At 68.0% G+C, this 21576-nt stretch carries 13 protein-coding genes; 3 read left to right on the forward strand and 10 right to left on the reverse strand.

Annotation, left to right across the window (positions count from 1 at the left end):
* Positions 1 to 195 precede the first annotated feature (195 nt).
* The 9 genes from M2352_RS25665 to M2352_RS25705 all read right to left on the reverse strand — a co-directional run bounded on the left by M2352_RS25665 (position 196) and on the right by M2352_RS25705 (position 9519).
* Positions 196 to 1005 (reverse strand): SDR family NAD(P)-dependent oxidoreductase, encoded by an 810-nt coding sequence (locus M2352_RS25665; RefSeq protein ID WP_264667368.1) that lies wholly within the window; start codon positions 1003 to 1005, stop codon positions 196 to 198.
* Complete coding sequence (locus M2352_RS25670) at positions 1005 to 1769, reverse strand: ABC transporter ATP-binding protein (RefSeq protein ID WP_264667369.1); 765 nt, start codon at positions 1767 to 1769, stop codon at positions 1005 to 1007. Before M2352_RS25670 ends, M2352_RS25665 begins: the two co-directional genes overlap by 1 nt.
* 11 nt (positions 1770 to 1780) lie before the next feature.
* Positions 1781 to 2524, reverse strand: a complete 744-nt coding sequence (locus tag M2352_RS25675) for an ABC transporter ATP-binding protein (RefSeq protein ID WP_264667370.1) — start codon at positions 2522 to 2524, stop codon at positions 1781 to 1783.
* Positions 2521 to 3534 carry a branched-chain amino acid ABC transporter permease gene (locus M2352_RS25680; RefSeq protein WP_264667371.1) on the reverse strand — a complete coding sequence of 338 codons (1014 nt, stop codon included), beginning with the start codon at positions 3532 to 3534 and terminating at the stop codon, positions 2521 to 2523. The genes M2352_RS25675 and M2352_RS25680 overlap by 4 nt, the downstream gene beginning before the upstream one ends.
* The gene (locus M2352_RS25685; RefSeq protein WP_264667372.1) at positions 3531 to 4406 is read right to left on the reverse strand and encodes a branched-chain amino acid ABC transporter permease; all 876 of its coding nucleotides are present in this window, start codon (positions 4404 to 4406) and stop codon (positions 3531 to 3533) included. The genes M2352_RS25680 and M2352_RS25685 overlap by 4 nt, the downstream gene beginning before the upstream one ends.
* Before the next feature lie 200 nt (positions 4407 to 4606).
* Positions 4607 to 5767 carry an ABC transporter substrate-binding protein gene (locus M2352_RS25690; RefSeq protein WP_264667373.1) on the reverse strand — a complete coding sequence of 387 codons (1161 nt, stop codon included), beginning with the start codon at positions 5765 to 5767 and terminating at the stop codon, positions 4607 to 4609.
* Between the two features lie 58 nt (positions 5768 to 5825).
* On the reverse strand, positions 5826 to 6671 hold the full coding sequence (locus M2352_RS25695) for a shikimate dehydrogenase family protein (RefSeq protein ID WP_264667374.1): 846 nt from the start codon (positions 6669 to 6671) through the stop codon (positions 5826 to 5828).
* Between the two features lie 34 nt (positions 6672 to 6705).
* Positions 6706 to 8628, reverse strand: a complete 1923-nt coding sequence (locus M2352_RS25700; protein ID WP_264667375.1) for a bifunctional sugar phosphate isomerase/epimerase/4-hydroxyphenylpyruvate dioxygenase family protein — start codon at positions 8626 to 8628, stop codon at positions 6706 to 6708.
* Between the two features lie 231 nt (positions 8629 to 8859).
* Positions 8860 to 9519 carry a response regulator gene (locus M2352_RS25705; RefSeq protein WP_264667376.1) on the reverse strand — a complete coding sequence of 220 codons (660 nt, stop codon included), beginning with the start codon at positions 9517 to 9519 and terminating at the stop codon, positions 8860 to 8862.
* A 156-nt stretch (positions 9520 to 9675) separates the two neighbouring features.
* Between M2352_RS25705 and M2352_RS25710 the strand changes: the two genes are divergently transcribed.
* From M2352_RS25710 to M2352_RS25720, 3 genes are all read left to right on the forward strand, one after another.
* The gene (locus tag M2352_RS25710; protein ID WP_264667377.1) at positions 9676 to 11574 is read left to right on the forward strand and encodes a histidine kinase; all 1899 of its coding nucleotides are present in this window, start codon (positions 9676 to 9678) and stop codon (positions 11572 to 11574) included.
* A gap of 744 nt (positions 11575 to 12318) precedes the next feature.
* Positions 12319 to 18441: an MBG domain-containing protein gene (locus tag M2352_RS25715; protein ID WP_264667378.1), complete on the forward strand. Its 6123-nt coding sequence runs from the start codon at positions 12319 to 12321 to the stop codon at positions 18439 to 18441.
* Positions 18441 to 20237, forward strand: coding sequence for a ShlB/FhaC/HecB family hemolysin secretion/activation protein (locus M2352_RS25720; RefSeq protein WP_264667379.1), 1797 nt, complete (start codon positions 18441 to 18443; stop codon positions 20235 to 20237). The genes M2352_RS25715 and M2352_RS25720 overlap by 1 nt, the downstream gene beginning before the upstream one ends.
* Positions 20238 to 20298: 61 nt before the next feature.
* Here the strand turns inward: M2352_RS25720 and M2352_RS25725 are convergent, their stop codons facing one another.
* Positions 20299 to 21501, reverse strand: coding sequence for a hypothetical protein (locus M2352_RS25725; protein ID WP_264667380.1), 1203 nt, complete (start codon positions 21499 to 21501; stop codon positions 20299 to 20301).
* Positions 21502 to 21576: the final 75 nt, after the last annotated feature.

A 21576-nucleotide genomic window follows, 5' to 3' on the forward strand; every position in this document is an offset into this window, starting at 1 on the left:
TCCCCGGCATGCCGCTCAGTGCCGAAATCAAGATCGGCGAACGGACGGTCCTGGCCTATCTGACACGACCGATCACCCGCGGCCTGAACGAGAGCATGCGCGAGCCCTGATCCGGGTCGTCATGGCCCCATAGGAAAAAGCCGGCCGTTGCAGAAACACCGGCCGGCTTTTTCATTGCGGAGCAACGGAAGCACGTCAGATCCCGACGATGGAAATCCCGCCGTTGGGACTGACGACCTGCCCGGTCATCATATCGGCCTCGGGGCTGGCCAGCCACGCCACGGCATAGGCCACCTCCTGCGCCGTGGCGATCCGGCCCAGGGGGAACAGGGCCGCCTGACGGGCCACCTCATCCGCGCCTAAGCTGTCCAGGGTCAGGGGTGTTTCCACCAGACCGGGGGTGACCGTGTTGGCGGTGATGCCCCACGGCGCCAGTTCCACCGCCCACGCCCGCGTCAGCCCGTGCAGGGCGGCCTTGGCCGCGGTGTAGTGGCTGGCCCCGCGGCTGCCGCTCAGCACGAAGTTGGACGAGATGTTGATGATCCGTCCGAACCGCCGCTCCTTCATCCCCGGGACCACGGCTTGGGCGAAGAAGAAGGCGCCCTTGACATGGGTGCCGAACATGCGGTCGAAGCCGGTCTCGTCGATGGCCTCGATGGGCCGGGACTTGCCGCTGATGCCAGCGTTGTTGACCAGGATGTCGATGCGCCCGAAGGCACGCTCGGCATCGGCCACCGCCCGGCGGGCGTTGCCCACCGACTGGTTGTCGGCGATCAGGGGCAGGGCCACCCCGCCCTCTCCCGCGATCAGGGCCCGGGCCTCCTCCAGCGCCAGACCGCTGACGTCGGTGATGGCCACGCGGGCGCCGCGGGCAGCCATCAGCCGCGCGTGTGCCAGCCCCATGCCCGACGCGCCGCCGGTGACCAGCGCCACCAGACCGCTGAGGTCGGTCTGCCGCCCGCCCCGCCCCGCATCCGCCGGGGGACGGCCGAGGGAAGTGTCCATCAGGCCGCCTCCTCCGCCTCTTCCAGGCTGCCGCCCAGGAACAGGTGCCCCACCCGCGGATCGGCCAAGATGGCCGGGGCGGTGTCGAACATGCGCGTCTGCCCCAGTTCCAGCACCAGCCCGTAATCGGACATGGCCAGGGCCGAGCGGGCGTTCTGTTCGATCATGAGCACCGACACGCCCTTGGCCCGCTGTTCCAGCAGGATCTGGAACGTCTCCTCCACCATCATGGGGGACAGGCCGATGGACGGCTCGTCGATCAGGATCAGCTTGGGGTCGAGCAGCAGGCCGCGCACGATCTCAAGCTGCTTTTGCTGGCCGCCCGACAGGGTGGACGCCTGCTGGTCCGCCTTTTTCCGCAGGATGGGGAAGCGGTCGAGGGCTGCCTCGATGCGGGCCGGCATGTCGGTGATGCCGCGGCCGGCGGCCACCGCCCCCAGCTCGATGTTATGGCGGACCGACAGCTCGGGGAAAATGTTACGCCCCTGGGGGATGTAACAGATGCCGGCCTCCAGCAGGGCACGCGGCGTTCCGTTCGTAACATCCTTCCCGTTGAAGGTGATACGCCCCTCCCGCGCCGGCAGCAGGCCGAAGATGGTCTTGAACACCGTGGACTTGCCGGCGCCGTTGGGGCCGATCACGGTGGTGACCGACCCGCGCGGCACGGAAAAGCTGGTGCCGTTCAGGATGGTCATCTTGCCGTACCCGGCGACGATGCCCGACAGGGTGAGGATCGGCTGATCGACGGTCAGGGTGTGGGACATGGCGCGTCTCCTCAATGGCCCAGATAGGCTTCGATCACGGCGGGGTTGGCGCGGACGGCGGCGGGGGTGCCCTCGGCCAGCACCTTGCCCTCCGCCATCACGATCACGCGGGAGCACAGGCTCATGACGAAATCCATGTTGTGCTCGATGACGACGAAGGTGGCGCCCATCTCGCGGTTCACGGCCTGCAGCCGTTCCTTCAGATTTTCCAGCATGGTCAGGTTGACTCCGCCCGCCGGTTCGTCCAGCAGCACCAGCCGCGGGCCGGCCATGAAGGCCATGGCGGCGTCCAGCAGCTTCTGCTGGCCATAGGACAGGCCGCCCGCCTTCTGCTCGGCCAGATGCTCCAGCTTGAAGAAGGCGATCATGCGGTCGGCCTCCGCCGTCAGCCCGGCGTCACGCGGGCCGAACAGGCGTTTCAGCATCGACCCCTTGTGCTCCTGCCCGGCCAGGATCAGGTTTTCCCGCACCGACAGGTTGGGAAAGACCTGGAGAAGCTGGAAGGTGCGCGACACCCCCAGCCGGTTGAGCTGCGACGGGTACAGGCCGGTGATGGTGCGGCCGTCCAGCTTCACATCCCCTTCCGTCGGGGAAAGCTGGCCCAGGATGCAGTTGAACAGGGTGGACTTGCCGCAGCCGTTGGGACCGATCAGCCCCAGGATCTCACCCTCCTCCACGGTGAAGGACACGCCGTCCACCGCCCTCACCCCGCCGAAATGCTTCTTGATGCCGGACACTTCCAGGACATGGCTCATGACGCGGCCCCTTCTTTCGTCTGCGTCAGGGTCGGACGGGATTCGGCGCGGATGGCGGCGGCCCGCTTCTGGGACTGGTGGTCGCGCCAGCGGTCGATCAGGCCCAACAAGCCGGTCGGGCTGACCATGACCAGCACCAGAACCACCGCGGCATAGATGATCAGGTACCAGCCGCCGGTGGCGCGCAGCAGTTCCGGCAGCATGTAGGAGAAAAAGGCGCCGATGAACGGGCCGAAGAACGATCCGGCCCCGCCGGCCACCACGCTCAGCAGCAGCACGAAGGACGCCGAGAGGGCGAAGGGAGCCGGGTCGATGAATTCCACCAGCGGCGCGTACAGCGCCCCCGCCGCCCCGCCGAACGCCGAGCCGATGGCGAAGGCCAGCAGGGTGTAGGCGCGGATATCGACGCCCAGGCTGGCCGCACGCACCCAGTTTTCCCGGATGGCGAGGAAGGCGCGGCCCCACGGCGAATGCAAGAGCCACCACATCATCAGCGTCAGCACCAGCGTGACGCACAGGATCAGGCGGTAGAACGCCAGCCCGCCGCCCAGATCGACCCCGAACAGCACCGGGCGCGGAATGCCGGCGATGCCGAACACGCCCCCCGTCAGCCACTGCTCGTTGCGGGCGATCAGGAAGACCACGACCGTAAAGGCCAAGGTGACGAAGGCCAGGTAATGGTGCTTCACCCGCAGCGCCGGGAACCCGACCACGATCCCGACCACGAACGCCAGGGCGGTGGAGGCCAGGAAGGCGGCCGACAGCGGCCAGCCCATCTTCGTGGTCAGAATGGCGGTGGTGTAAGCACCGATGCCGAAGAAGGCGCCCTGGGCCAGCGAGGTCAGGCCGGCATAACCCAGCGTCAGGTTCAGTCCCATGGCAGCGACCGACATCACCAGCCACAGGGACACCACATAGAGGCCGTAGCTCTTCAGCCCCGCCGGGGCGAACCACAGGATGGGAAAGGCTGCCAGGATGATGAGAAGGGTGATGTTCAGGCGGCGCGTCATACCGTGCGCTCCTCTTTCCGGCCCAGCAGCCCTTCGGGCTTCACCAGGATGACGACGACCAGCACCACCATCGGCACGGCGGCGCGGTAGGCGCTCGACACATAGGCCGCGGACAGATTGTCGATCAGCCCGATCAGGAAACCGCCGGCCAGGGCGCCACGCACCTGATTGAACCCGCCGACGATGGCGGCGATGAAGGCGGCCAGACCGATGTGCTCGCCGTTGGAGAATTTCGCCAGATAGACCGGCGACACCAGGAACGAAGCGACCAGCGCCAGCACCGCGTTGATCAGGAAGGTCAGCAGGATCATCCGCTCCACCGGCACGCCCAGGATGCGGGCAGTGGTGGGGTTCTGCGCCGTGGCCTGCATGGTGCGCCCGGTGCGGGTGTGGGTGATGAAGAACTGAAGCCCCAGGATGGCCGCCACGGCCACCACGAAGATGGCGATGTCGCGCACCGACACCGCGGCCCCGAACAGCGGCAGCGTGCCGTCGGGCACCAGCGAGGGGAAGGGCTGCGCTTCCGCCGAGAAACCGTTCTTGGCGGCTTCCTTGATCAGCACCGACAGCGCCATGGTGGCGATGGCCAGCGGCAGCACGCCGTGCCGCTGCATGGGTTCCACCAGGAACCGCTTGAAGCCGAAACCGAACAGCAGGATGAAACCGGCGCTGCCGACGATGAAGGCGGCCCACAGGGGCAGGCCCATGTGGTCGGCGGCCAGCACCAGAATGGCCGGCAGCATGACGAATTCGCCCTGGGCGAAATTGATGGTCTGGGACGTCTGCCAGACCAGGGTGAAGCCGATGGCGGCCAGCGCGTAGATCGCGCCCGTCGCCAACCCGGCGACGATAAGCTGAAGGAACTGATCCACGTCAGCCTCCTGGATGAAGTCAAGTGCTGGGAGCCGCACGAAAAAAAGGGACCGGCGCCGGGGAGGATGCGCAGCGCCGGTCCGGGCGCAGCGACGCCCGAAGGTACCGTCGGCGTGGGGATTGCGGCCCGTTCAGGGACGGGCCGCCGCCGCGGGGGAGGAAACGCTCACACGAACAAGAACAGGCAGGGGCCGGCGGATCAGGGGTTGATCATCGGCAGGGTCGCCTTGACCACCGGCTTGCCGTCGATCACTTCGATCAGGAAGCTTTCACGGTCGATGTCGCCGTTGGGCAGCCACTTGGTGTCGATCAGGACGCCCGGCTCCTGGGCCGCGTCGATGCGGGCGCCGTGCAGGGTCTTGGCGAAGGCTTCGCGGTCGAATTTCCCGACCCGTTCGGTGATGGCCTTGACCACATAGACCGCGGTGTAGCCCTTGATGCCGTTGTGGTCGGAGGTGAAGCCGTACTTGTCCTGATACTTCTTGCCGAATTCGGCGAAGGTGGGCTTGGGCGCGTCCACCAGCAGGCCCACATGGCCCTTCACGCCGTTCGCCGCCTCGCCCGCCAGTTCGATCACCTTGGCGCCCAGCAGGGTGGTTTCACCGATGATCGGCTTGGTGATGCCCTGCTGGCGCGCGGCGCGCAGGAAACGGGCGCTTTCCTCTTCGTTGAGATAGACGAACACCGCGTCGGCGTTGGCGTTCTTCACCTTGATGGCGTCGGCGGCGAAATCGGCCTGACCGGATTCGGTGGCAATGTCGGCGGCCACCTGGATGCCGCGCTTCTGCAGCTCAGGGATCATGGCGTCGCGCCCGCCCTTGCCGAAGTCGTTGTTGATCCACACCACCGCCACCGACTTGGCCTTCACCTCGTCGCGCAGGTAGTTGGCCAGCTTGGGCATGGCGTCGGCCTGATTCAGCGAGGTGCGGAAGATGTAGGGGTTGCCCTGCTTGGTGAAGGCCGCCGCCTCGCCACCCACGATCTGCGGCACGCCGGCCCGCTGGGTGATCTGCATGGACGCGCTGATGGGGCCGGAGAAGATGGGGCCGAGCACGACATAGGCATCCTCGTCCACCGCACGCTGCACGGCGGCGCGGGTCGCACCGGGATTGGTCTGGCTGTCGTAATGGGTCAGCTGGATCGGACGGCCCAGAATGCCGCCCTTGGCGTTGATCTCGGCCACCGCCAGATCGGCGCCGTTCTTCCAGTTGGTGCCCGCCGGGGCGCCGGGGCCGGACAGTTCGATCACGTCGATCAGCTTGACCGGATCGGCGGCCAGCGTGGCACCGGCGGACAGGCCGGCGGCGGCGAACGCGACGGCGGCGGCGACCGTCTTGAACGGCAAGACCTTGGACGTCATGGCAAAACCTCCCAAAGATGTTTGTTGTCCGGACCGTGACGGCGGGGTAACCCGCCGGTCAGTCCGGTATGGCACGCAGCACCGTGCCGGTGTCCGCGTGAATTCCGAAGAAGCGCAGCACATGGACCAGCTGGTGATCCAGCATCGGGCGGCCCGGCTGGACCGGCAGCCCCAGCGCCGCCGCCCGCTCCAGCAGGGCCGTCACCGGCGGCTTCATCACCGCTTCGGCCACCATGGTGCCGGGGGCGAGCCGGGCCGGATCGAACGGCAGCGGGTCGTCCTCGTACATGCCGCAGGGCGAGGCGTTGATGGCCAGCTCGCAGCCGTCGGGCACCGCGGCAACCGCCGACAGCGCCACGCCGGGGTACAGGTCCGCCAGCCGGGCCGCCGCCCGCTCCGCCCGCGGGCGGTCGAGATCGGTGAGCGCCAGGGCGGACACCCCCGCTTCGCACAGGGCGGCGGCGATGGCCGATCCCGCCCCGCCGCTGCCCACCAGCCATACCCGCTTGCCCGCAGGCTCGAACCCACGGACCCGCAATCCCTCCACGAAGCCGATGCCGTCCACCATGTCGGCGGTCAGGGAGCCGTCCGGCTCGAACCGCAGCAGGTTGGCGGCCCCGGCGGCCTTGGCCCGGTTGCTGGCACGGTCGGCCACCGCCAGGGCGCCCTGCTTGTGCGGGATGGTGATGGACAGCCCATCCAGATTGCGGATGCGGCGCAGGCCGGTCATGGCGGCGGTCAACTCGCCGGGGGCGATGTCCAGCGTCAGCCACGCGGCGTTGACGCCTAAGGCCTGGAACACCGCCGGCATCACGCGGGGCATGCGGATCTGCCCCACCGGGTGACCGATGGTGAAGAACAGGCGGGTCGATCCATCGTAGGTCGGTGCAAGGGCCGGCTGCATCACGGTTGCCTCCGAGAGGGATGGAAGGGGGGTGTCAGCCGACCAGCGTGTCGCCGGCGGCAAGCTGGGTGGCGGCGGCCATGCGGATGGCGGCGTTCACCGCCCCGTACTGGTCGTACCCGCCCCGGCGCTCCACCAGTTCGAAGAAGAACCGCCCCTCGAACGGCTGGGTGTAGAGCTGGAAGAACTCCCCCGCGCCGTCGCGGTCGTAGAGGATGTTCAGCCGGGCCATCTCCGACAAAAGATCCTCGTCCATGGGCAGGCGGGCGGCGAGGTCGTCGTAATAATTGGCCGGAATCGGCAGGATCGCCGTGCCCGCCGCCGCCAGCCGTTCGGCGGCGGCGAAGATGTCCGATGTTTCCAGGGCGATGTGATGGACCCCGGCGCCCAGATAGGTTGAGACCGACCGGGCCGCCGCGGTGTTGCGCCCGTTGGCGATGTTGAGCGGGAAGCGCACCCGGCGGCGGGCGTCGGAAATGGCGCGGCTGCGCACCAGCCCGAACGGGTCGGGCAGGATGAACACCGGCTCCGGCGCCAGATCCAGCACCGTGCGGTGGAACAGCACCGCGGAATCCAGCGCCCCTTCGGGCAGAACCTGGGCGATGTGGTCGATGCGGGACAGCTCGCCCGCCGGGGCCGGGCCGTCGGGTGCGGGATCGAGCACGAAATCCGCCTCGAAACCGGTCCGACCACCGGGGCTGCGGGTGGTGAAATAGACCAGTTCGCCGCCGGTGGCGCGGATACCCGCCAGCGGCGCCTCGTTGGGGCCGACACGCCCTTCCGCCCGGTGGCAGCCGAAGGCCTCGGCACGGCCCAGGGCGCGGCGGGGATCGTCCACATCATAGGCGATGGCGCAGACCGAGGGGCCGTGCAGCAGGTAATAGGAATGGGCGGTGGACTGCGGCTCGGCGTTCAGCACGAAGCGGATGTCGCCCTGGCCGTACAGGTCCACGTCCTTGCTGCGGTGGCGCCCCATGCGGCGGAAGCCGATCTGCTGGAGCATCCGGGCCAGCTTGGCCTGGGCCTCGTGGTTCACGGCGAATTCGACGAAGGCGATCCCGTCCAGCCGGGCCGGCGGCGGCGGGTCGAACAGCTCCACCCGGCGGGGCGGCGTGGTCTTGCCCTCCGCAACCCGCGCGGTCCCCACCCGGCGGACCTGCTCCTCCACATGCAGCAGGGAGCGCATGGCGTCTTTGGCGGTCTGGCGGGCCGGGGCGCTGCGCATGGAATCGCTGAAGATCTCCAGCGACAGCGGGCCGGTGTAGCCGGCGCGCAGCGCCGCCTCGGTAAAGGCGCCCACGTCGAATTCGCCCTGGCCGGGCAGGCAGCGGTGGTGCCGGCTCAGCATCAGCGTCGCCATGTCCAGCCGCGGCGCGTCGGCAAGCTGAACGAAGAAGATGCGGTCGCCCGGCACGCCGGCCACCCCGCTCCAGTCGTGCGGCAGGGCCAGGGTGTGGAAGCTGTCGAGGATCAGGCCCAGATGGGGGTGGGCCGCCTGCTCCACGATTTTCCAGGCGTGGTCGAAGGTGTTGACCCGCGTGCCCCAGGCCAGAGCCTCGTAGCCCAGGCGGATGCTGCGGGCGGCGGCGCGCTCGGCCATGCGGTGAAGCTGATCGGCGGCCAGCCCGTCGTCGTCGATGGCGTCGGCCTCGACGTTGGAACACACCAGCATCAGGGATACGCCCAGATCACCCATCAGGTCGAACTTGCGCTCCAGCCGGTCGAGGGTCCGGCGGAAGCGGGCCTCGTCCACCGCCTCGGCGTTGCGGAAGGGCTGGAACAGCTCGATGGTCAGGCCCAGATCGGCGGCCATCGCGCGCACGTCGCGCGGACGCCCGTGGTAGCCGGTCAGGTCCGGCTCGAAGATCTCCACCCCGTCGAAACGGGCGGCGGCGATGGCATCCAGCTTTTCAGGCAGCGTACCGCTCAGCGATACGGTCGCTATGGACCGGCGCATATCCTCATCCTCCCATGAACCGCAGGCCCTTGTGATGGACCCGTTTTTTCGCGCGGGCCGTCGAGGGCACGCTTTTCATGAGGATGGAGATAGCAGAAAGCCGTGGGGCCGGAAGCTGCCGGGGGTCACTTTATCACGTGACGAAAGTCACATTCGTAATCATTTTTGCCATGTCGTGGCTGGAAATAACCATTTCTTTCCGCACCTGCACAATGCCATCCGGGTGTGTGTTCAGCGTTTGGCCGTGCGCACCGCCTTGACCGCCAGTTCGGTACGCGACTGCACCCCCAGCTTTTCCATGATGCGGCTGACGTAGTTCTTCACCGTCCCTTCGGCCAGGAACAGGGTACCTGCGATGTGGCGGTTGCTCTGCCCCTGGGCGATCAGATCCAGGATGGCCTGTTCCCGGTCGGTCAGGTCGGCGAGACCGGCCAGGACGGCATCGTCGGGCGGGTCGGCGGGGCGGGACCGGCGCAGCTCGTCGAACAGCTTGCGGGCGATGTTGGGGGAAATGCGCGCCTCCCCCCGCATGACGCCGCGGATGGTGTCGAGGATCTCGGCCTCCGAGGAATCCTTCAGCAGATAGGCGGCGGCCCCGGCGGAAATCGCCCCCAGCACCAGATCGTCGGTGTCGAAGGTGGTCAGCACCACCACCTGCGTGCCGGGGAATTCCCCCAGGATGAGCTTGGTGGCGGCGATGCCGCCCAGCCGCGGCATCTGGATGTCCATCAGCACCACGTCGGGGCGAAAGCGGCGGCACATCTCCACCGCCTCGGCCCCGTCGGCGGCCTGTCCCACCACCTCGATGTCGGGTTCCAGGGAGAGCAGGCTGGCGAAGGCGCGGCGGATGAGCTGCTGATCCTCGGCAATGACGATGCGGATGGACGACATGGGCGGCACGCGGGGTCCGGTTCAGGGCAAGGGTGTCAGCAGACGGCCATCGGCCCCCCGCGGTCAAGAGGCCACCCGCCTGGACAAGCGCCCGTCGCGGATGCTTGATACCGGGAGGGAACCGCCCCCGATACTGACGAAACGCACGGATTCGGCATGACCAACGTCACTTTCGCCCGGAAACCGGCCGGTGGACGGCACAGCCGCCTTCCCCCCGCCCTGCGGCGGGTGCTGCGGGCGCTGGATCCGCGGCTGCGGCTGGCGGCGGCGGTCGGCTGGTCCATCGCGCTGGTGTCGCTGGCCATGGCGCTGCTGGTGGGGTTCTGGACCATGCGCGAGGCGCGCGAGGCGCTGGAGCGCGAGATCGGCCAGCTCTACGCCACCCACGCACAGCGCCTGATCGACACCATCGACACCAATCTGGCCGGGCGGCGGGAGTGGGTTGCCGCCTCGGCCACCTTGATCGGCGTGCGCGACGGCGATCTGGCCGGGCCGGATACGGAGCGCACCCTGAACGACCTGAAGGGGGCGCTGAACGAGATCGAATGGGCCGGCATCATCGACCTGAACGGCATCGTGGTGGCGGGAACCGGCGGGGTGCTGGTGGGCCATTCGGTGGGGGCGCGGCCCTGGTACACCGGGGCCTTCCTCGGTCCCTACATCGGCGACGTTCACAGCGAGTTGCTGCTCGACCGCTTCCTGCCCCCCACCCGCGACGGGGAGCCGCGGCGGTTCGTGGAGCTGTCGGCACCGATCCTGGACCGCGCCGGCACCATCCGCGGGGTGCTGGCCGTGACGCTGGGGTGGTCGTGGATCGAATCCCTCCAGCGCGGCACGCTCGCCACGCTGAAGGACCGGCCGGGGGCCGAGGTGCTGTTGCTGGGCATCGACGGCACGGTGCTGTTCGGGTCGCACCAGACCCCGCGGCGCAGCCACATCGACCTGTCGGCCTACCCCTTCGGCACCTCCCACAGCGTGGAGCGCGGGCTGCTGAGCGGCATCGCGCGCAGCAGCGGCTTTGCCGATTTCCCCGGCCTGGGATGGAGCGTCATGGTGCGCGAGCCGGCGGCCATCGCGTTCCGCACCGCCGACCGCGCGTCCATTTCCATCTTCACGGTGATCGCACTCGGCGGGCTGCTGGCGACGCTGGCCAGCGTGCTGGTGACCGGGCGCATCATGGGCCGCCTGAGTGCTGTGGCGGAAGCGGCGGACGATCTGCGCACCGGGCGCAAGACCACCTTCACCGGCCCGGTCAGCCGTGACGAGGCCGGGCGCATCGGGCGCTCCATCGCCTCGCTGATCGCCACCTTGCAGCAGGCCAACGCCGAACTGTCCGCCGTGAACGAGGAACTGGACGCCCGCGTGGAGGAGCGCACACGCGAGATCGAGCGTCTGAGCAACGAGGCCCGCGCCGCCGCCCTGGTGCGCGAACGGCTGCGGATCTCCCGCGACCTGCACGACACCGTGGCCCACACGCTGCTGGGGCTGCTGACCCAGATCCGGCTGATCCGGCGGCTGGTGGACGCCGATCCCTCCCGCCTGCCCGACGAGATCCGCCGCGCGGACGAGGCGGCGCAGGAGGGGCTCGCCCATGCCCGCAGCGCCGTGTCGCAACTGCGCTATTCCCCCGTGCGCGACGACGGCTTCGGCCCGGCGTTGCGGCGGCTGGCCGCCATGCAGCAGGACCGCACCGCCGCGCGCCTGATCCTGGACATGGACGGGGCGGTGGAAAGCATGACCGGTCAGACTCCCGAAACCCTCTATCGCATGATCGAGGAGGCGCTGCGCAACGCCATCCGCCACGCAAACGCCGAGACCATCCAGCTCACCGTTGCCGTCGGTGACGGGGGAGAGGGGAAACAGACACTTTACGTCGCCGTGCGGGACGACGGTGCCGGTTTCGACCGTGCGGTGGACCAGGCCAACCATTTCGGCCTGCTGGGCCTGCACGAACAGGCCGAGTTGATCGGTGCGGCCCTGTCGGTGAACAGCGCCCCCGGACAGGGCACCGTCGTGGCCGTGTCCGTCACCATTCCCAGCTTACCCGGCGGGTGAAACCGCCGGAGACCGTTCCTTGGCGTGAGGCATAAAGGGAGATCGTGCCCCACGGGGTGGAGACCGCCCTTACCACTGGCCGCAACACGATTCCGGCAGTCACCATTTCGACGGCGATTTTCCCGCCGAGCCCAGCCCAGATACACACGCGTGGGATTTATCAATTCATAGGATGGCGAATAACGCTCACCGATACAATCTTTCATTGATACAAAAAGTTGTTTTGATAAAAAATTTACAGCCAAATCTGCCGCAGGCGTAAATAGGAATTATGATCCAAGAAATTATGCCGTATTATGCAGGACATTATGCTTCATTATGCGTTGACTAATGTATTCATGCCGCATAACATTAAAAAATAAATTGCGCATATTGATGCATTGATGACTATATTTTCATGAATCATTTTTTCTTGATTCATATTTTATAATAAAAATACGGCTGAAATTATATTAATAAAAAATGTTATGTGCTGTGCGGCAATAATTAATTTGTATTATAATTTATATTCAACGTTAACTAATATAGTAATGCCAATTTGTTTCTGAGATATCTCTTGTAATTTCCGAGTTTCAGTCCGCATTTATTCTTTATTGGTGCTGCCGATCACACTGATTAAATAAAAATAGATGCAATGACTGCACTGGTTCTTGTCGAGGAACGCTGATGTTTCGATTTCGCTGGTTGCTTCTGTCATCGGCTGCTTTGTTTTCCGCGCCTTCCGCCTTCGCCGACGGTCCGGTCTTGCCGGCCGGAGGGCAGTATGCCGCGGGAGCCGGCACCATCAGCCAGTCTGGTGCGGCGATGACCGTCACCCAGACGAGCAACCGCGGCGTCATCGACTGGAAGGGCTTCAACATCGGCCAGGGCGGCACGGTTCACGTCGATAACGGTGGCGGAGCCACCCTCAACCGGGTGACCGGCGGTCAGGCGTCGTCGATTGCCGGCACGCTCACGGCGACCGGCTCGCTGTATCTGGTGAACCCCCAAGGGGTGGTCGTCGCCCCATCGGGGGTGGTGAAGGCCGGTGGGGATGTCGTCGTTACGACCCATGACATCTCCAACCAGACCTTCATGTCCGGTGGCCCGGCGCTGCTCAAGAGCGATGCGCCCGGCACCATCAGCAATCTCGGGCGGGTGACCTCGTCGGGCGGCGATGTCATCCTGATCGCACGCGAGGTCGGCAACGGCGGCACGATCCAGGCTCCCAAGGGCACCGCCGTCCTGGCCGGCGGAACCGAGGTGCTGCTCACCGAAAAGAGTGGCCACAGCGATGAACGGGCATTCGTACGGGCCGGTGTGGGCCGGATCGACAACCAGGGTGTGATCGAGGCCGCCCAGGCGGAGTTGAAGGCCGCCGGCGGCAATATCTACGCCCTGGCCGGCAACAATGGCGGCATCGTCCGCGCCACCGGCTCCGAAACACGGGGTGGGCGCATCCTGCTGACCACCGAGGACGGCGACATCACCAATTCCGGCACCCTGGCCGCGCGGAACGCCGATGGCGCGGGCGGGCAGGTGGCGGTTCAAGCACCCCGCGGCACCATCCAGCACACCGGCACGATCGACGCGCGCGCCACCGGCGCCGGCAAGACCGGGGGCACGGTGACGATGACCGGCGACCGTGTTGGGTTGATGGACGGTTCGTCCATCAACGCCTCGGGGCCGGGGGGTGGCGGGTCGGTGAAGGTCGGCGGCGACGCCCGCGGGGCCGGCCCCCTGCCCAACAGCCGCAAGGTGCTGGTCCAGAAGAACGCCACCGTCCGCGCCGACGCCACCGACCGGGGCAAGGGCGGGCAGGTCGTGGTGTACGGCGCCGAAACGGCCCAGGTTCACGGCACCGTCACCGCCCGCGGCGGCGTCAACGGCGGTGACGGCGGGTTCATCGAAACCTCCGCCGCCCACCTGGATGTAACGGCCCCCCCGGACGCAGGCGCGGACAAGGGAGCAGCGGGACAGTGGCTGATCGACCCGTTCGATCTGGTCATCAGCACCGCCGGTCCCGACACCAACATCGTCACGGGTGGGTCGCCGTGGACGGCAAACGATACGTCAACCGCCGCCACCGTGGCGATCTCGACCATCCTGACGGCGCTGAACAGCGGCGACGTCAGCATCTCCACCCAGGGCGGGCTGGACGCCACCCACGGCGACATCACCATCGCCGACGGCATCTCGTTCGCCACCGACCGGACGCTCAACCGCACCCTGACCCTGACCGCGGCCAAGAACGTCATCGTCAACGGTGCGATTGCCCCTGCGTCGGGAACGGCGGGCCTCAGCCTCGCCTTTTCCGCCACCTCCAAGGTCCAGGTCAATCAGCCGGTCAGCACCGGCGGCGGCGCCATCGCCTTCAACGGGCAGAACAACGGGGTCGAACTGGCCGCCGACATCAGCACCGTGCGGACGGGCGGCACCGGCGGCGCCATCGACATCACCGGCAACCTGCAGGCCCTGACGGTGAACGGTGCCCGGACCCTGACCAGCGGAGGCGGCCTCATCGCCCTGCACAACGGCTTCGTCGATGCCCACGCCGCGACGGGGGACAGCCTGACCCTCACCGCCGGGGCGGGGGCCGTGACCTTCGACAACTACATCGGCAACGACGCCACGAACAGGCTGACGGCGCTGACCGTGGATTCCACCGGCACCACCACCCTGATGCGGGGCGACAGCACCCAGGGCAAGGGGATCCGGGTCAACGGCCCGGTCCATTTCACCGGACCGGTGGTCACCAGCAGTTCCCAGCAGGCGGTCATCAGCACCCAGGGCGGCAACGGCGCCATCACCTTCGACGGACCGGTCAACGGCAGCACCAGCAACACCCAATACCTGTACCTGTCCGCCGGCACCGGCGACATCACCTTCAACGGCAAGGTCGGCGACACCAATTCCCTGGCCGTGGTCGAGATCGACACAGCCGGGAACGCCACCTTCAACGACACGGTGACCATTGGCCAGAGCCTGTATTCCGGCGGCTACGACCCCGGCCAGACCGGCGTCGGCGGTGTGCTGGAGTTCAAGAAGGCGCTGACCATCGGCCAGTACCTGACCGTGAAGCGGGCAACCGGCGGCACCGTCTTCAACGATACGGTCACGGTCAACTCCGGCTCCTTCTCCAACACCAGTGCGACGTTCACCGACGCCACCAAGACCTACACCTTCACCAACGGGGCGAGTTTCGATTCGACGGTGGGTTCGGTGACGCTGAGCGGGACGCTGGCCGCCACCAACAACCTGATCGCGCTGGCCGACAACGCCGGCGGCGCCATCACCTATCTGGGCGGGAACGCCACCATCAACGTGGGAACCGGGGCCATCCTGCTGCGCAAGGTGGTGCCGCCCCCCTCCCTCCAGACCCCGGCGTCGCTGACCATCCGCGCCCGCCAGACCAACGTCTACGGCGATGCGATCACCGCCGGCAACGCCATCGACATCTCCGGCAGCCTGCTGGTCTACAACGACCTGACCCTGACCAGCGGCAGCGGCGGCATCGCCCTGGGCAGCGCCAGCGCCTATTCCCGTTCCGATGCGTCGGTTCCCGGCGGCCTGCTCTTTTCCAGCCTGACCCTGAACGCGGGATCGGGCGATGTCTCGGTGGGTGCCCTCAACCAGACGGTCCTCGGCTACTACAGCTTCGACACGGTGGCGATCAACACCACCGGCACGACCACGCTGTCGGGCGATATCTATGCCAATGGGACCGGCGGCATCCTCATTCCGGGGCGGGTGGTCCTGGGGGCCGACGTGGGCCTGCGGAGCTACCGCCGCTACAACAACAACGGGCAGTTCGTCTATACCGCCGGCGGCCCGATCCGGTTGGGAACGGTGGATTCCGACAGCGGCTCCACGCCCCGCGCCCTGACGCTCTACACCGGCATCGGGAACGACGTCACTCTGGGGGCGGCCGGTTCCCAGCACGCCCTGAAATCCCTGGCGCTGGCGTCGATGAAGCCGTCGCCCTTGTCCTCGCTGCCCAACAACCTCACCGATCTTTCGGTCAGTGCGGTCACGCTGAACGGGTCCGTCACCACCACGGGGGCGGGCGGCATCGACCTCGGTTCGGGGGCGGTGACGCTGGGGGCCGACGTCACCCTGGACACCAGTGCCGGCAACGGTGCGGTCACCATGGGGACCGCCGATTCCGACAGCAGCGCCACCGCGCGGAGCCTGACCATCGCGTCCGGCTCCGGTGCCGTCGCGCTCAACGGGGCCATCGGGGCCGGCAAGGCGCTGAAGGCGCTGTCGCTGACGGGCACGGGCGCCACGGCGCTTGGCGGCGCGATCACCACCAACGGCGCCGGGGGCATCGCCCTGGGGGCCGGAGCGGTCACGCTGAAAAGCGACGTCACCCTGGACACCAGTGCCGGGAACGGCGGGATTTCCGTCAACACCATCGATTCCGACAGCAGCGCCACGGTGCGGGCGCTCGCCATGACCGCCGGCAGCGGCACCATCACCCTGAACGGCGCGCTTGGCGCCGGCACGGCGCTCGGCGCCGTTTCGCTCACCACCACCAGCCCGCTGTCGGCCGGCGTGGGGATCACCGCCCAGAACGCCGACATCACCCTGTTCGGCGGCGGCCTGACCCTGGGGGCGGGCGCCCGGCTGACGACCACCGGCACCGGCAACATCATCCTGAGGGCCGGCAGTTCGGGGAACTTCACCAACCAGGCCGGCAACAGCGTCCTGTCCCTCGGCACCGGCCGCTGGCTGGTCTATTCCAGCGATCCGCGGTCCAACAGCGGGGAAATGGCCACCTACGACTGGCGGCGTTACAACGCCACCTATGCCAACACCGCGCCGGCCAGCGTCAGCGGCAGCGGTTTCCTTTACAGCACCGCCCCCACCGTCGGCATCACCGTCAGCGGTGTCGGCAGCAAGACATACGACGGCACCACCGCCGTCGGCGACGGTTACCGCAGCCTGTCCGGGTCCGGGTCCGGCATCAACGGCGATACGGTCACGGCGACCGTCAGCGCCGGCAGCGGTTCTTATGCGGACCGCAACGCCGGCACCGGAAAGACGGTGACCTTTACCGGCGGACCGTCGGCCCTTTCGGCCACCGATGCAAACGGCAAGCCGGTCTACGGCTACACCGTGTCGGGCATCACCGGACAGGGCGACATCGCCCGCGCGACGCTGGCCGTCTCTGCCAACGGCATCACCAAGACCTACGGTCAGGCCGACCCGGTTCTGGCCTACACGGTGGACGGGCTGGGGGTGGGCGACAGCGCCGCGTCGGTGCTGAACGGTGGCCTGCAGCGGACCGCGGGGGAAAACGTCGGACGCTACGCCATCGGACGCGGCACCCTGGCGGTCTCCAGCGCCAACTACACCCTTTCCTTTACGGACGGGGCACTGGAGATCACACCGGCAACGCTGAGCGTCCTGGCCACCGGCGCCAGCAAGACCTATGGGCAAGCCGACCCGGTTCTGGGCTACACGGTGACCGGGCTGGTGGCGGGCGACAGCGCCGCGTCGGTGCTGAGCGGTGGCCTGCAGCGGACCGCGGGCGAAAACGCCGGGCGCTACACCATCGGACGCGGCACCCTGTCGGCCACCAGCGCCAATTACAGCCTTTCCTTCACGGATGGGACTCTGGCGATCACACCGGCAACGCTGAGCGTCCTGGCCACCGGCGCCAGCAAGACCTATGGGCAAGCCGACCCGGTTCTGGGCTACACGGTGACCGGGCTGGTGGCGGGCGACAGCGCCGCGTCGGTGCTGAGCGGTGGCCTGCAGCGGACCGCGGGCGAAAACGCCGGGCGCTACACCATCGGGCGCGGCACCCTGGCGGCCACCAGCGCCAATTACAGCCTTTCCTTCACGGATGGGACTCTGGCGATCACCCCGGCAGCGCTGAGCGTCCTGGCCACCGGCGCCAGCAAGACCTATGGGCAAGCCGACCCGGTTCTGGGCTACACGGTGACCGGGCTGGTGGCGGGCGACAGCGCCGCGTCGGTGCTGAGCGGTGGCCTGCAGCGGACCGCAGGCGAAAACGCCGGGCGCTACACCATCGGGCGCGGCACCCTGGCGGCCAACGGCAACTACACCCTTTCCTTCACGGGTGAGATACTGACGATCGCGCAGGCGGAGTTGTTCATTCAGGGGAACAGCACGCAACGGCTCACCGGCAACGCGAACCCGCCGTTCACCGCCACCTACAGCGGGCTGGTGCGTGGCGACGGCGCCTCGGTGGTCCGTGGCTTGACGTTCTCCACCGCGGCCTCGGCCTCCAGCCCGGCCGGACCCTACGCCATCGTTCCGTCCGGCGCCTTCGCGGACAACTACGCCATCCGGTATGGCAACGGCATCCTGACCGTGATGCCGGCCCCCACCACCTATGTCCCGACGCCCGCCCTCGGCGGGACGGCGACGGGCGGGACCAGTTCGGCGACGGGGTTCCAGAATCCGTTGGGAAACAGCACCACAGCCATCGCTTCCTCCGGCTTCGTCGCACCGGCATCGTCGCCGTCCACGGTCGCGGCGGGCAATGCCGGAACCGGCGGCCCGGTGGCGGTGCCCGTGACCCCCATGGTCCTGTCCGGCGGGGGAGCCGGCGGCCCGGCCTCCGTCGTCACGGCCCAGGCCCCGGCAGCGTCCGGGGGCCGGATCGAGGCGGCGGTCGATGCCGGAGGGTTCAAGGTCATCTACAGCCAGCCGGCTAACTATCAGGTGGCGACCGCACCCGCGCAGGCGGGTGGCGGTACGGCGGCGGCCATCGGTTCCGGTTCCGAAGGTGCGCTGGCCGCCAGCACCAGTTTCACCACCTTCAGCTCCGACGACCGCCCCAGCGTGTCCGTCGTCAACGCCGGCACCAACGCCACCGGCGGCGCTGGTGCCGACCAGAAAGAACGCGACTGATGACTGTTTCGACCCGATTGCACCGCGTCCTATTGCTCAACACGGCGCTGCTGGCCGCTGCCGTCGCCGGCCCGGCCCCGGCCCAGGATTTCCAGCGCATCGCCCCCAAGGAGCTTCCCCCCAACCCGGAGCTGCAAAGCCTGCCGCCCCCCGCACTGCCGGCAGCCCGGCGGGGGGGTGGCGATGTTCTGCTGCCGGCGCTCAAGGGTGTGTCCTTCGTCCCGCATGCCGACCAGATCCTGCCCGGCGGCGTCCCCCGGGATGGGATCGACACCGGCCGGATCGATGTTCTGGACGAGACGGCGTTCCGTGCCCTGGTGGCACCCTATCTGGGCCAGCCGCTGACCCGCGACCGGCTCAACGAGATCGTCAGCCTGACCGTCGTCTATTTCCGTGAGCACGACCATCCGCTGGTGGATGTGATCGTGCCCAAGCAGGACATCACCAACGGCACGGTCCAGATCCTGGTCATGGAGTTCACCGCCGGCACCATCCGGACCGAGGGCAACCAGTGGTTTTCCGACGACCTGCTGCTGGCCGGCATCCGAACCCACCGCGGTGACCGCATCCGTTCCAGCACCTTGCTGGACGATGTCAACGCCCTCAACCAGAACCCGTTCCGGCGGGTCGATCTGGTCTATCAGCGCGGCGAGCGGGTAGGGGAAAGCGACATCGTGCTGCGGACCGTCGACCGTTTCCCGCTGCGCGTCTACACAGGCTTCGAAAACACCGGCACCCCGGCTTCGGGGACCGGGCGTCTGATGGCCGGGTTCAACTGGGGCAATGTGTTCGGGTTGGGCCACATGCTCAATTACCAGATCACCGGCAGCTCCGATGCGCTGCCGTGGCGTTCGAAGCCCGATGCCGAAGGGCGGCCGGACGAACCGCGTTACCTTGCCCATTCCGGCAGCTACACGGCTCCGCTGCCGTGGGGGGACCGGGTCAACCTGTTCGGCGCCTATTCGCGGACGGTTCCCACCCTGGCCGACAGCCTGAACATGACCGGCATCAGCTGGCAGGTCGGCGCCCGGTACACCGCACCTCTGCCGCGGATGGGGGATTACCGGCACGAAATGAGCCTGGGCACCGATTTCAAGCGCACGAACAACAACCTCGACTTCGGTGGGACGCGGATCTACGGCAACCACATCGACATCGCCCAGGGGGTTGCCGAATACACCGGGCGGCTGCCGGATGCCTGGGGCAGCACCGGCCTCAGCCTCAGCGTGATCGCCAGTCCGGGCGGCGTGACGCCGGGCAACACGCGCGATGCCTTCACCGGCGGCGGGGGCCGGGACGGCAGCCGGCCCCATTATTATTACGGCCGTCTGGGCTTTGACCGCCAGGTCACGTTGCCGTACGGCTTCGGCCTGTCGGCGCGCGGACAGGCGCAAATCGCCTCGGCCCCCCTGCAAAGCAGCGAGCAACTGGGCATCGGCGGGGCATCCACGGTGCGCGGCTACAAGGAGCGTGCGGCCAACGGCGACAGCGGCCTGCTGCTCAGCACCGAAGTCCTGTTGCCGGACATCGGTATCGCCGGCTTGCTGCCCGGACAGGCGGGCATCGGTGACTCCCTGCGCCCCCATCTCTTCTTCGACACGGGCCGGGTGTCGAACCGCACCGATGTCGGCGGGCAGGCGCGTTCCGTCACCCTGAGCAGCGTCGGGGCGGGCTTCCGCTATGCGTTGGAATCCTATGTCAGCGCCAGTTTCGATTACGGTGTCCAGCTTCGCCCGGTGTCGGCGGGGGCACCGCGGGACCGCATGGTTCACCTGGCTGTGGTTCTGGGGCTGTAACCGGCCACACGCCGCGGATAACTGTCGAAAATCAGCCTCCGACAAACCCGGTGCGGTTCAGTTACTGCCCGCCCCTGCGCCCCTGCTTCTCCGCCAGTTGGGCCATGGCGCCCTCGCCGGCGGCGATGCGTTCGCCATAACGGGCGGGCATGGTGGGGGAGGTCCAATCACCGGCCTGCTGGATGGCCGGCAGGCCGAAGCCGGCGGCCAGCAGATCCTGTGCCGCCCCAACCCGCAGGCTGTGCCCGGACACCGCTCCTTCGCCCGGCACGCCGGCTTCCTCAACCCCCACGGCCTTGGCCCGCGCCTTGAAAATCTCGCCCACCCGCTTGCCGGGGTCCGGCCCCGCCACCGCCAGCGGCCCCAGCACCGCCCCGGTGGCACGGGTCAGCCGGTCGGTGCCGATCTGCAGCCACAGCACCGGACGGCAGGCTTGCAAGCGCTCCTGCCGGCGTTCCAGCCGGGCACGCCGGGCGGCATCACCGCGGCCGCAACGGCGCATCAACCGATCCCCCTCCGCCCATGCCTCGTCGAGCAGAGACGCGCGCAGCCGCAGCCAGCACTGAACGCGGGCCATGGTGTCAGGCCCCAGCCAGCACCAGCGGCCCTGCCCGGCCTGATCGGTCTTGGAACGGGCGACGAACAGCCGGCCGCTGCCGTCGCGCTCGGCCTGGACATCGGTGACGGCCAGTCCTACCAGTTCGGCCCGGCGGCGTAGCGTGTCGTAACCGACGGCAATCAGCGCGGCGTCACGCACCGCTGCCGGATCATCGGCCCGGTCGAGAGCGGCGAGGATCTCCCGCACGTCCTCACGGCGCAGCCCCACCGCCTGCACCGGGCGGCGGCCAAGACGGGCGGCGAGGCCCTTCATCTCCAGCCGGACCAGCCGGTCCTTGCAGGGATCAGGCAGGCCGGCGGCCTCATGCAGGGCGGCGATGGTGGATTTGCGGCGTGCCACCGTGCCATAGGCCGCCGGCTGCCGGTCCCGCCCGCCATCGGTGGCGAGGGCTCCGAGGTAAGCGATCACCGTTTCCGGCACCGCTGGCACCGCCACCCGGCCATGGCCCCCGCACCAGCGGATGTAATGCCGGGCATCGGCCCACAGGGCGCGGGCGGTGTTGGCGGGCGCGTTGCGCTGGAGCGACCGCCACCAGGGGACCAGCCGCCGCGCCACGGTCAGGCTGACCGGTAGCTGCGGATGAAGCTCGGTCTCAAGCGCAGAGGGGAGCCCGGCGACAGCGGGAAGAGGCGGTGGAACGGTCATCCGGCAGGCCCTTATGGGATGCGAGCACGTGCCCGGATCATAGCCCACGCTCTCTTTATCTGGCGATAGTGGAAA

Source organism: Azospirillum fermentarium, assembly GCF_025961205.1.
GTDB lineage: Bacteria > Pseudomonadota > Alphaproteobacteria > Azospirillales > Azospirillaceae > Azospirillum > Azospirillum fermentarium.